At 64.6% G+C, this 11,193-nt stretch carries 12 protein-coding genes; 11 read left to right on the top strand and 1 reads right to left on the bottom strand.

What is annotated here, in order from left to right; genetic code table 11:
• The 8 genes from OPU71_RS16285 to OPU71_RS16250 form a co-directional block, all read left to right on the top strand.
• Positions 1 to 723, top strand: a 723-nt coding sequence (locus OPU71_RS16285; RefSeq protein ID WP_324256080.1) for a DNA polymerase III subunit gamma/tau C-terminal domain-containing protein, incomplete at its 5' end; no start/stop codon positions are given.
• Positions 724 to 810: 87 nt separating this feature from the next.
• Positions 811 to 1,146 (top strand): YbaB/EbfC family nucleoid-associated protein, encoded by a 336-nt coding sequence (locus OPU71_RS16280; RefSeq protein ID WP_267729070.1) that lies wholly within the window; start codon positions 811 to 813, stop codon positions 1,144 to 1,146.
• A gap of 59 nt (positions 1,147 to 1,205) precedes the next feature.
• On the top strand, positions 1,206 to 1,796 hold the full coding sequence (gene recR, locus OPU71_RS16275) for a recombination mediator RecR (RefSeq protein WP_267729069.1): 591 nt from the start codon (positions 1,206 to 1,208) through the stop codon (positions 1,794 to 1,796).
• Between the two features lie 64 nt (positions 1,797 to 1,860).
• Complete coding sequence (locus OPU71_RS16270) at positions 1,861 to 2,919, top strand: rhomboid family intramembrane serine protease (protein WP_267729068.1); 1,059 nt, start codon at positions 1,861 to 1,863, stop codon at positions 2,917 to 2,919.
• A gap of 25 nt (positions 2,920 to 2,944) precedes the next feature.
• Positions 2,945 to 3,913: a Gfo/Idh/MocA family protein gene (locus tag OPU71_RS16265; RefSeq protein WP_267729067.1), complete on the top strand. Its 969-nt coding sequence runs from the start codon at positions 2,945 to 2,947 to the stop codon at positions 3,911 to 3,913.
• A 61-nt stretch (positions 3,914 to 3,974) separates the two neighbouring features.
• Positions 3,975 to 7,685: a DUF748 domain-containing protein gene (locus tag OPU71_RS16260; protein WP_267729066.1), complete on the top strand. Its 3,711-nt coding sequence runs from the start codon at positions 3,975 to 3,977 to the stop codon at positions 7,683 to 7,685.
• A 50-nt stretch (positions 7,686 to 7,735) separates the two neighbouring features.
• The gene (locus OPU71_RS16255; protein ID WP_267729064.1) at positions 7,736 to 8,326 is read left to right on the top strand and encodes a malonic semialdehyde reductase; all 591 of its coding nucleotides are present in this window, start codon (positions 7,736 to 7,738) and stop codon (positions 8,324 to 8,326) included.
• Between the two features lie 8 nt (positions 8,327 to 8,334).
• The gene (locus tag OPU71_RS16250; protein WP_267729063.1) at positions 8,335 to 8,622 is read left to right on the top strand and encodes a 4a-hydroxytetrahydrobiopterin dehydratase; all 288 of its coding nucleotides are present in this window, start codon (positions 8,335 to 8,337) and stop codon (positions 8,620 to 8,622) included.
• A gap of 64 nt (positions 8,623 to 8,686) precedes the next feature.
• On the opposite strand, the gene OPU71_RS16245 is transcribed toward OPU71_RS16250, so the two are convergent.
• Positions 8,687 to 9,958: an O-acetylhomoserine aminocarboxypropyltransferase/cysteine synthase family protein gene (locus OPU71_RS16245; protein ID WP_267729062.1), complete on the bottom strand. Its 1,272-nt coding sequence runs from the start codon at positions 9,956 to 9,958 to the stop codon at positions 8,687 to 8,689.
• A 242-nt stretch (positions 9,959 to 10,200) separates the two neighbouring features.
• Here OPU71_RS16245 and rpsF point away from each other — a divergent pair, with 242 nt between their 5' ends.
• The 3 genes from rpsF to rpsR are packed head-to-tail and all read left to right on the top strand — an operon-like array spanning position 10,201 to position 11,187.
• A complete protein-coding gene (rpsF, locus tag OPU71_RS16240) occupies positions 10,201 to 10,578 on the top strand; it encodes a 30S ribosomal protein S6 (RefSeq protein ID WP_267729061.1) in 378 nt (125 codons plus the stop codon).
• A gap of 29 nt (positions 10,579 to 10,607) precedes the next feature.
• A complete protein-coding gene (priB, locus tag OPU71_RS16235) occupies positions 10,608 to 10,940 on the top strand; it encodes a primosomal replication protein N (protein WP_267729060.1) in 333 nt (110 codons plus the stop codon).
• Positions 10,912 to 11,187 (top strand): 30S ribosomal protein S18, encoded by a 276-nt coding sequence (gene rpsR, locus OPU71_RS16230; RefSeq protein ID WP_267729059.1) that lies wholly within the window; start codon positions 10,912 to 10,914, stop codon positions 11,185 to 11,187. Before priB ends, rpsR begins: the two co-directional genes overlap by 29 nt.
• The last annotated feature ends 6 nt before the right edge of the window (positions 11,188 to 11,193 follow it).

Raw genomic sequence — 11,193 nt, 5'->3', positions numbered from 1 at the left:
GGGGGGGCGCCGCGGCCGCGCACGGCGCCGCTCGCACAGGTGGCGGTGCGTACTGCGTCAGCCGCCCATGCCAATGCAAGTGGCCCGCGCAATGATGCGCCGCGCGCCGCCGCGCAATCGGTGGTCACACCCGCCGAGCCGCCCAAGGCGGCAGATCCGGAGCCTGAGCCCGCGTTCGCGCCGGAATTCGACAGTTACCACGAGCGGGTGCCCGAGTTGCCGGACCCGCAAAGCGTCGAGCCACCTTTCGAGCCGCCGTATGTATCGGCACCCGCGGTGCCATCGCGGGAGGTGCCGCTCAGCACGCGGGCGCCGGCGAACTTGCCGGTCGGCCCGGTGGATACCGGTGACTGGCATGGCATGGTGGCGCAGATGCGGATCGGCGGTCTGGTTCGTGAGCTCGCGCAGCATTGCGAACTGCTGGCGGTCGAATCCAACCTGGTTCGCTTGCGTTTGCCGGAGACCCACAAGCACCTTGCGAGCATGCAAAGCACGCGCGACAAGTTGCAGGAGGCGCTCTCAGCCCTGCTGGGGCGCGAGGTGCGCGCCGCCATCGAGACCGGCGAGCTCGCGTCGCAGACGCCGGCACAGCGCAATCAGATTGAAAAGCAAAAGCGCCACGCTGAGGCGGTTTCGGCGCTTGAATCCGACCCCTTCGTGCGCGAAGTGATAGAACGCTTTGATGCAACGCTGATCGAAGCGTCGGTGAAGGCCTTGCCCTGACGCGATCGTCAATCGCGTTGAAAGCACAATGCAGGGTGCCCGATAGCGGCGCCCTGGTCTGAACGTTTCAAATAAGGAGTAGCAAGCATGTTCAAAGGCGGTGGAATGGGCAATCTGGCCGGGCTGATGAAGCAGGCGCAGCAGATGCAGGAAAACATGAAGAAGGCGCAGGACGCGCTGGCGCTGATCGAAGTGGAAGGCGCTTCGGGTGCCGGCATGGTCAAGGTGCAGATGACCTGCAAGTACGACGTGCGCCGCGTCACGATCGACCCGTCGGTGATGGACGACAAGGAAATGCTCGAAGACCTGGTTGCAGCGGCCATGAACGACGCCGTGCGCAAGGTTGAAGCGACCACGCAGGAAAAGATGTCTGGCTTTACCGCCGGCCTGAACCTGCCGCCCGGCATGAAGCTGCCGTTCTGAGCGGCCGTGGCGTTGCGTGCGGGCATCGGCCTGCGCGCAGCGCCATCCCCTGCATACCCATGCCAGCCGCTCTTGACCAACTGATTGACGCGCTCCGCGTGCTGCCCGGCGTGGGGCCCAAGTCCGCCCAGCGGATTGCCTATCACCTGTTGCAGCGAGACCGCAACGGCGCCGGCCGCCTGGCGCGTGCGCTGGATACGGCGCTTGCGCAGATCCGCCATTGCAGCCGTTGCAACACCTTCACCGAGGCTGAGATCTGCGAACGCTGCATGAGCGCCTCGCGCGATCCACAGCAGCTGTGCGTGGTCGAGATGCCGGCTGATCTGGCGATGTTGGAGCAGACGCACGCTTATCGCGGCATGTACTACGTGCTGATGGGGCGTGTATCGCCGCTCGACGGCATCGGCCCGCGCGAGCTCAAGCTCGATCGCCTGCTTGCGCGCGCAACGGATGGCACGGTGCAAGAGGTGATTCTTGCGACCAACTTCACCAATGAAGGCGAGGCGACCGCTCACTACGTGGGCGAGATGCTGCGTGCGCGCGGGCTCAAGGTGAGCCGCATTGCGCGCGGTTTGCCGGTAGGCGGCGAACTCGAACACACCGACATCGGAACGATCGCGCAGGCGCTGTACGAGCGTCGCGCACTCTAAGGGGCGCAAGCTGGACGAAAAAAGCTTTCTCGATCTGCTGTTCACCCGCATCAAACGGCCGTGGGTGACGACGCTGTTGGTGGTGGTCAACCTGCTGGTGTTTGCCTGGCTGGCCTATCGCAGCCGGGCGCTGATGCAGATCGACAGTCGCGTGCTGATTCTCTCCGGTGCGCTCTACGGCCCCGCCGCACTCACCGGCCAGGCCTGGCGTATCGTCTCGGCAATCTACCTGCACGGCGGCCTGCTGCATGTTGCGCTGAACCTCTTTGCGCTCTGGCAGGTGGGCTCGGTAGGCGAGCGGCTGTTTGGCCACCGCAACTTCACCCTGATCTACGCCGGCGCAGGCTTGCTCGGCTCCTGCCTGAGTCTTTGGTGGAAGCCGGCCGTATTCAGCGTCGGCGCCTCGGGCGCCATCTTCGGGCTGTACGGTGCCTTGCTGGCCTATCTGGTGTTCGAGCGCCGTGCCGTGCCGCCCGAGTTGTGGCGTGAGTTGCGCGCCAGCACGGTTGCGTTCATCGGTTTTTCACTGTTTGCCGGTTTTGCGATGCCCGGTATCGACAATGCCGCGCATATCGGCGGACTGATCGGCGGCTTCTTGCTCGGCGCCGGCTTTGCGCACCCGATCGACGAGCGCCCCGGCTATGGCGTGTGGCTGCGCAGCCTGTCCGGCTTGTGCGCGGTGGCCGGGCTTTGCATGCTGTTGTGGGATGGCGCGAAGCCGGCCGGCGAGGGCTTCCGGCGCATGGCGGCAGAGCAGCGGCAGACGGCCTTGTTTGCCGATGCCGACCATGAACTGACACAGCGCACGATCCTGCTCGCCAGCCGCATGCGCAAAGGCGAGGTCACGTGCACCGATGCCATTGCGCAGATCGAAAGCGAGTTGCTGCCCGGGCGCGAGCTGCAATTGCAGATGGTGACGGCGCTTGCGGAAAGCGTGCCGAATCGCGCGCTGCTGCTGCGCTATGCGCAGGCCCGCCGCAATGCGGTGGTGGCGCTTGAGCGGGCCTGTGCGACCGGTCAGGCGCGCTGGCTCGACGCTGCCGCGAACTTCTCTCTGCAGGCAGAGAACGTCATGCTCGTCCTGCGTTTGCAGCGGGCCGAGGGCGCACGCAGCAGGCAATGACCGCATGAGGCTCGGGGGAGGGCCGATGATGGGCACGAATTTGAGATGGGGTTTGCTGGGCGCGGCGCGGATTGCCGAGCAGGCCTTGATTCCGGCGATTCGCGCTGCCGGTGGCCGCATCGTGGCGCTGGGCTGCCGTGACGCCGGCCGCGGCCAGCAGTATGCGCAGCGCAACGAGATCAACCGGGTCGCGAGTTACCTCGATGTGGTGCAGGACGCTGAGGTCGATATCGTCTACATCGGCCTTCACAATGCCGCCCATCTTCCGTGGGCGCTTGCCGCGCTGGCCGCCGGCAAGCATGTGCTGTGCGAGAAGCCGCTCACGCTGGGCGCGAGTGACGTCGATCAGCTGATTGCCGCGCAACGCATCCACGGCCGGCTCGCGATGGAGGCGTTCATGTATCGCTTCCACCCCGCAATCGAGCGCCTGCATGCGCTGGTGCGCGAAGGCGCGATCGGGCAACCCAGGTTGATGCGTGGCGCCTTCGGTTTCATGCTCGAAAACCCCGACGACCCGCGCTGGGAGGCCGCGCTGGGCGGTGGGGCGCTTTACGACGTGGGTTGTTATCCGATCGACCTGATGCGCCAGCTCTCCGGCGAGCGGCCTGAGGTGCTGTCGGTGCAGGCCAGCTACACCGACCGCGGCGTCGACCATGCGGTCAGTGCCTTGTTGCGTTTTGGCGATGTTCGCGCGCACATGGACTGCGCGTTCTCACTGCCCTTCCACCAGCGCTTTGAAGTGCTGGGCGGGCGCGGCATCCTGCGAATCGATTCCCCGTTCGTCAACAAGAATCAGGAAACCGTGTTGTGGCGCGGCGACTGCGCCGAGCGTTTCGCTCCGGTTGACGCGTACGCCTTGATGGTGGCGCACTTCCAGCGCGCGGTGCGGGCTGAAGAGGCGCTGCGGTATCCGCTGGACGATGCGCGCGAGCAGGCCGAGGCGATGGATCGCGTCTTGCTGGCAATGGAACCCTCGGGCGCCGCCGCAGTGTGACTGCCGCAGGCGCGCTGCGCCTTGGGCCCGGATAGACCGAGAGAGAACGATGGAGCAATCGATGTCTGGAACACGCACGGCATGGCACCCGCGCCTGCTGCAGTGGGCACGGCGTGCGGGCATGGTCATTGCAGCGGTCCTTGTTATTGCGGCCTTGGTGGCGGTTGCGGCACCGCCGCTGGTGCGGAACGCATTGCAGAAGGGTCTGGGCGACTTCTTGCAGCGCCCGGTCAGCGTGGGGGCGGTTCACATCAACCTGTTGCGTTTGTCCGCGTCGCTCGAAGGAATCAAGATCGACGGGCGAAAGGGCGAACCGCCGCTGCTGGAGCTTGGCGCGGTCGAGGCCAATCTTGCGCTCTGGAACTCGCTTTTTCACCGCGCGGCGGTGATTCAGTCGCTTCGTATCGAACGGCCACGGCTGTACCTGGCGCGGGAATCGGCCAACCGCTATTCGATCAGCGACATCCTCGACCGCATTGCCGCGCAACCCAAAAAGAAGGATGACGAAGGCGCGGCGCGTTTCGCCTTGTACAACCTTGAATTGAGCGACGGCAGTGTTCGATTCAATGACAAGCCGATCGGGCGCGAGCACCGTGTCGAGCGGCTTGAGCTTGATTTGCCGTTCTTGTCGAGCATTCCTGCCGACGTGGTCGTGCATATGCAGCCGCGCCTTGCGGCCAGCTTCAATGGGGTGCCCCTGGCCTTTGGCGGCAAGGCGCGCCCCTTCCTGCAAGGCCAGCGCGACGCCGACCTTGCCTTGAAGATCGAGCCGCTCGACCTCACCAAGTACCTCGCTTACCTGCCTAAGGCTCCGGGCATCAAGCTTGAGTCCGCGCGGATTGGCGCCGATCTCAAGATCCAGTTCGCGCAGCAGGTGGGGAAGGCGCCGCGGGTGGCGGTTTCCGGAAGGGTCAGTGCGCTGGGCTGGCACATCCAGGATGGCGATGGGGCGGAACTGCTCGGATTCGACGCTCTGAATCTGGATATCGCGGGTCTGGAGCCCTTCGCCCGCAAGGCGCATGTCAAGCAGGTGGAATGGGTCAAACCGAGCTTCCATATCGAGTTCGACGAGGCGAACAAGGTGCGTCTGGTCAAGGCCCTGCAACGCGAAATCGCCAGCTATGCGCCAACCGAAAAGGTGGCCGCGCCGGCGGCTGCGGCACCGGCCGCACCGGTGGCGGCGGCCAAGAACGCGTGGCAGTGGCAGGTGGACCGCATCGCGGTCGATGGCGGGCGCGCCCGCTTGACCAACGTGACGATGACGCCACCGGTGAGCATTGCCGCCGAAGCGATTGCCGTGGAACTCAAGGGCCTGAGTTCCGCGCTTGATCGGCCCACGGCGCTCAAGCTTTCATTCATCGGGGATACCGGGGGCAAGACGCAACTGGAGGGCGCGCTGACGCCCCAGCCGACGCAATTCAAGGGCGTGGTCGAGTTTGCAGGCTTCCAGGTTGCGCGCGGCGCGCCATACGTGTCGGCGACGGTGCCGGGCCTGGTGGTGGACGCTGCGCTGATCAGTGGCCGGGTGCCGCTCGAGGTCAAAACGGGCGACAAGGGGGTAGGGGTCGCGCTGACCGATGCCCGGGTCGTCGCCAAGGATGTGTCCCTGCGCAGGCAGGGCGACAAGCGGCCGTTTTTCACGGCGGCCGAAGCCTCGCTTGACGCGCTGACGCTGGATCTGCCCACGCGCACACTCAAGCTGTCGGCGGCTCGCCTGACCAAGCCTGATGTCTATCTGCGGCGCGGCAAAGGCGGCGAGTTTGATCTTGCGAGCATTGGCCGCAAGCCGCCCGGCCGCCCGTCAGCGGAGGCCGCGGCAGAGGCCGCCAACCCGCCGCCCGCCGGTGACGACTGGAAGTTCGCGGTGGGTGAGTTCGCGATCGACGATGGCGTTTTCCGGTTCGAAGACGCCTCGTTTGCTACGCCACTCAAGCTTGCGCTGAAGCCGATTTCGCTCAAGGTCACCGGTGTGGATAGCCGGCCGGGGCAATCTGCCGCGATCGACCTCGCCGCAGGCTGGAACGACAAGGGGCGCTTGGCGGTATCGGGCAAGGCCTCGGTCCAGCCCTTGCGGGCCGATCTCAAGCTCGACGGCAAGGCGCTCGATGTCGTGCCCTTGATTGCGCACGCAACCCGCGATTACGAAATGTCGGTGACCCGCGCGAAGGTGTCGGCCAAGGGCCAGGTCTCGCTGGATCTGAGCAAGCCCGCAGCCCCTGCCGGCAGTTTCAAGGGCAATCTGTCGGTGGCCGATTTTTCGTCGATCGACCTGATCAACGACGAGGACTTCGTGCGCTGGGGCATGCTGGCTGTCAGCCGCGCGGACGTACGGCTGGCGCCGCTATCAGTGTCGATTGGCGAGATCGCCATGCGGGATCTTCAGACGCGCCTGATCCTCAACAAAGACGGGGGTTTGAACCTGCGCGAGGTGATGCAGGAACGTCACACCGATGCGCCTGCGCCTGCAGCGTCACCGGCCCAAGCGGCCGCGGACAAGCCCACCGCAGCCCCCGCGCCGGCGGGCGCGCCACCCCAAGCCGCGACGCCTGCCATGCCTTTGCCGCCGATCCGCATCGATCGCATCTTGCTGAGCGGCGCAGCCATCGCCTACAGCGACCGCTTCGTGCGGCCCAATTTCGATGCCCGCCTTTCGGGCGTGACCGGTCGGCTTGAGAACCTGGCGACCGATCCGACGAAGGTGGCGACGATTGAGCTCAAGGGTGCGGTGGATGGCCTCGCACCGCTTGAGGTGAGTGGCCAGCTTGCGCCCCTGCGCAACGACCGTTTCCTCGACCTGAAGGTGGGGGTGAAGGGTTACGAGCTGTCGGCGCTCTCGTCCTACGCAGCCAAATATGTCGGCTACGGCATCGAGCGCGGGAAGCTGTCGATGGATCTGCGCTACAAGATCGAGAACCGCGCCCTGAGTGCAGAGAACCGCGTCTTCCTTGATCAGCTGACCTTCGGCGAGAAGGTCGAGAGCCCCGATGCCACCTCGCTGCCGGTTCGCTTTGCTGTGAATCTGCTCAAGAACAGCCGCGGCGAGATCGACATCAACCTCCCGGTTGGCGGCACGCTGGACGACCCGCAGTTTTCGGTGGGCGGCATCATCTGGAACATGATCGTCAACTTCTTCGGCAAGGTGGTTTCGTCGCCGTTTTCCTTCCTGGCCGGCGGCGGCGCGGGCGGCGGTGGCGACCTGTCCTTCGTCGGCTTTACCGCGGGCTCGGCCAAGCTCGACGCCGATGCGGTGAAGCGGCTGGAGGGTGTTGCCAAGGCGCTGAACGAGCGCCCCGCGATCGATCTGGACATCACGGGCCGCGCCGATCCCCTGCTCGATGCCGAGGGCCTCAAGCGCGAGAGCTTCCAGCGCAAGGTGCGCGCCCTCAAATTGCAGGAGATGGCCAAAGCAGGGGAGTCGGGCGGCGGCATGGACGAGGTCCGCATCGATCCGGCCGAGTACCCGCGCCTGCTGCGCAAGGTCTACGAAGCTGAGAGCATTCCGAACAAGCCGCGCAACCTGATCGGGCTGCAGAAGGAGATTCCGGTTGCCGACATGGAACGTATGCTTGCGGGCAATGCCAAAGTGGGGGCCGAAGATGTTCGCACGCTTGCCATTGCGCGCGCGAATCGCGTGCAGAACTGGCTGGTGGAGCTTGGCAAGGTGAGTGCCGATCGTGTCTTCCTGCTTGCGCCCAAGCTTGGCGACGACAAGGACAAGAGCGATGCGAAAGGCGCCACAAGCGCCAGCCGTGTCGATTTCACGCTGCGCTGATCAGACTGCCCCCGGCTGCAGCGGCCCACAAGGAGAGAGGAGCTTGCCGCATGACCCGATCGCTTGATCCGAACGCGCTCGATGCGCTGTTCAACGACGCCCGTACCCACAGTGCCTGGCTCGACAAACCGGTCGATCCCGCGCTGCTGCAGACGCTCTTCGACTTGATGAAGATGCCGCCCACCTCGGCCAACTGCTCGCCAGCACGTATCGTGTTCGTGCAGTCGGCGGAGGCGAAGGCACGGCTCTTGCCCGCGCTGGACGAAGGTAACCGCGCCAAGACGATGGCGGCGCCGGTCACCGCAATCGTCGCGCATGACCTGCGCTTTTACGAGCAGCTGGACTATCTCTACCCGCATGCGCACGCCCGCGCCTGGTTTGAGGGCAACGACGAAAAGATCCGCACCACGGCTTTCCGTAACGGAACCCTGCAAGGCGCCTACCTGATCATGGCGGCCCGTGCGCTGGGGCTGGACTGCGGCCCGATGTCGGGCTTCAACAATGAGATGGTCGATGCGCTGTTCTTTGCGGGCACCGCCTGCAAGAGCAACTTCCTGATCAACCTTGGCTACGGCGATGCAAGCCGGCTGCATCCACGCAGCCCGCGCTTTGCGTTCGAGCAAGCCTGCCAGATTGTGTGAGGGCGCCCATGTCGATTGCACGCCTGACGGACCCCGAACGCGCCGCGATGCTGCCAGGCCTCGCGGGCTGGGACCATGATCCCGCGCGGGATGCCTTGCGCAAGCGTTTCGAATTCCGGGACTTCAGCGCAGCCTGGGCGTTCATGAGCCGGGTGGCCCTGCTGGCTGAGAAACATGATCACCATCCCGAGTGGAGCAACGTCTACAACCGGGTCGAGATCCTTCTTACCACGCACGATGCCGGCGGCTTGTCGCAACGCGACGTCGCGCTGGCGCGCGCCATTGATGCGCTCTGACGCCGCACTCGCCAAATGAAAACGGGCACCCGAGGGTGCCCGTTCTGCGCATGCGCCGGGGCGATCACGCAAGCGCGAGCGCCTGATCCAGATCGGCGATCAGGTCATCGATGTGCTCGATTCCGATCGAGAGCCGCACCGTGTCCTGCGTGACACCGGCCTTCTCAAGCTCCGCCGGCGAGAGCTGGCGGTGGGTGGTGGAGGCCGGGTGGCAGGCCAGCGATTTGGCATCGCCGATGTTAACCAGGCGGGTGAAGAGCTTGAGCGCATCCTGGAAGCGCGCGCCGCCTTCTAGCCCGCCTTCGACGCCGAAGGTCAGGATGCCGGACGGCCGCCCGCCCATGTACTTCTGCGCCAGCGCATGGTCACGGTGATCAGCCAGCCCCGCGTAATTCACCCACTTTACCTTCGCGTGGCCCTTCAGGTACTCGGCGATCTTGCGGGTGTTCGCGGTGATGCGGTCCATCCGCAGCGCAAGTGTCTCGATGCCTTGCAGGATCATGAAGGCGTTGAAGGGCGAGATCGCCGCGCCCATGTTGCGCAGCGGCACCACCCGCGCACGGCCGATGTAGGCCGCCGGGCCAAGGGCCTCGGTGTAGACCACGCCGTGGTAGGAGACGTCCGGTTCGTTGAGGCGGCGGAAACGTTCCTTGTGATCCGCCCAGGGGAACTTGCCCGAGTCGACGATCGCGCCGCCGATCGAATTGCCGTGGCCGCCGAGGTATTTGGTCAGCGAATGCACCACGATATCCGCGCCGAATTCGATCGGGCGCAGCAGGTAGGGCGAGGGCACGGTGTTGTCGACGATCAGCGGCACGCCATGGCGGTGCGCAACGGCAGCGATGGCTTCGATATCGGTGATGTTCCCGAGTGGGTTGCCGATCGATTCGACGTAGACCGCCTTGGTCCGCGCGTCGATCAGCGCCTCGAAGGAGGCCGGATCGCGGTAGTCGGCAAAGCGTACATTGATGCCGTACTGCGGCAGCGTGTGGGCAAAGAGGTTGTAGGTGCCGCCGTAGAGCGTAGCGGCCGAGACGATGTTGTCGCCCGCCTCGGCGATCGTCTGGATCGCGTAGGTGATCGCCGCCTGCCCCGAAGCCAGCGCCAGCGCGGCGATACCGCCTTCGAGCGCGGCGACGCGCTTCTCCAGCACATCCTGCGTCGGGTTCATGATCCGGGTGTAAATGTTACCCGGCACCTTCAGGTCGAACAGGTCGGCGCCGTGCTGCGTGTCGTCGAACGCGTAGGCCACCGTCTGATAGATCGGCACCGCAACGGCGCGCGTGGTCGGATCAGGGGAATAGCCTGCGTGAACCGCAAGGGTTTCGAGCTTCATCGGTGTGGCCTCCGGGTCGGAAAACAAGGGCCGGAGTATAGATCGCGGTCGCTGCGGGCCAAGGATGAAATCCTGCTAAGCAAATGCCGCCCCGCGCTGTTCTGCCCGCTAACCGAGACGCTTTGCTCATGCCATTGCACTGCTTGAACAAACCTTGCGCTTTGTATAAAATCGCGGGTTCCCTTGCTCCACCGGTTTCGCATGCCGGGGGGCTGTGATTCACGCAACCGCAAGGAGTATCCATGCGACATTATGAAGTTGTCTTCATCGTCCACCCGGACCAGTCCGAACAGGTGCCGGCGATGATCGAGCGTTACAAGGCGCTCGTGACCCAGCGTGGCGGCCAGATCCATCGTCTTGAAGACTGGGGTCGTCGTCAACTGGCGTATCCGATCCAGAAGGTTCACAAGGCGCACTACGTCCTGATGAACATCGAGACCGATCAGGAAGCGCTCACCGAACTCGAACACGCGTTCAAGTTCAACGACGCCGTCCTGCGCCATCTCACCATCAAGATGAAGAAGGCCCAGACCGCCCCTTCGCCGATGATGAAGGACGAAAAGTCCAAGTCGCTGACCTCGGCACCTGTCGCCGAAGAAGCTAAGTCGGAAGAAGTCTGAGTCGCTTGACTCCGGATCGTCAGGAGGGAATGCGCAACGCACTGGTTCTGGATGGAGTGATCGCCGAATGTGGCGTGCTCCGCAGAACGCCGGCCGGAATGCCGGCACTTGAGTTCCGCGTCGAACATGTATCACGACAGATCGAAGCGGGAATCGAAAGGCAGGTGCGCTGCGAAATTTCCGCTCTGGCGCTTGGTGATGCCGCGCTCAGTGCGCAGGCTCGCCGCCCGGGGGACAGCGTGATGCTCACCGGTTTTCTCGCTGCGCGCAGCGCGCGGCATTCCGGGCTGGTGATGCATGTGAACACGATCGAAATATTGGAAGGAACTGAAAATGGCTTTCAGACCGAAGAAAAAAGATGACAAGAAGGGCGGCAACCGCCGCGGCGGGCTCTTCAAGCGTCGCAAGTTCTGCCGTTTCACGGCGGAAAAAGTCGAACAGATCGACTACAAGGATGTCGACGTCCTCAAGGAATTCGTGACCGAAACCGGCAAGATCATGCCGGCTCGCATCACCGGTACCAAGGCTGGCTACCAGCGTCAGTTGCAGGCTGCGATCAAGCGCGCCCGCTTCCTGGCCCTGCTGCCGTTCTGCGACCTGCACGACTAATCAGGT

It is taken from the genome of Niveibacterium sp. 24ML (assembly GCF_026586805.1).
Classification (GTDB): Bacteria; Pseudomonadota; Gammaproteobacteria; order Burkholderiales; family Rhodocyclaceae; genus Niveibacterium.
This window is presented reverse-complemented; position numbering and strand designations above follow the sequence as displayed.

Bases quoted from the DNA above. Each gene is read 5' to 3' on its own strand.
- OPU71_RS16280 (WP_267729070.1), top strand. From the start codon at position 811: ATGTTCAAAGGCGGTGGAATGGGCAATCTGGCCGGGCTGATGAAGCAG.
- recR (WP_267729069.1), top strand. From the start codon at position 1,206: ATGCCAGCCGCTCTTGACCAACTGATTGACGCGCTCCGCGTGCTGCCC.
- OPU71_RS16265 (WP_267729067.1), top strand. From the start codon at position 2,945: ATGATGGGCACGAATTTGAGATGGGGTTTGCTGGGCGCGGCGCGGATT.
- OPU71_RS16260 (WP_267729066.1), top strand. From the start codon at position 3,975: ATGTCTGGAACACGCACGGCATGGCACCCGCGCCTGCTGCAGTGGGCA.
- OPU71_RS16255 (WP_267729064.1), top strand. From the start codon at position 7,736: ATGACCCGATCGCTTGATCCGAACGCGCTCGATGCGCTGTTCAACGAC.
- OPU71_RS16250 (WP_267729063.1), top strand. From the start codon at position 8,335: ATGTCGATTGCACGCCTGACGGACCCCGAACGCGCCGCGATGCTGCCA.
- OPU71_RS16245 (WP_267729062.1), bottom strand. From the start codon at position 9,958: ATGAAGCTCGAAACCCTTGCGGTTCACGCAGGCTATTCCCCTGATCCG.
- rpsF (WP_267729061.1), top strand. From the start codon at position 10,201: ATGCGACATTATGAAGTTGTCTTCATCGTCCACCCGGACCAGTCCGAA.
- priB (WP_267729060.1), top strand. From the start codon at position 10,608: ATGCGCAACGCACTGGTTCTGGATGGAGTGATCGCCGAATGTGGCGTG.
- rpsR (WP_267729059.1), top strand. From the start codon at position 10,912: ATGGCTTTCAGACCGAAGAAAAAAGATGACAAGAAGGGCGGCAACCGC.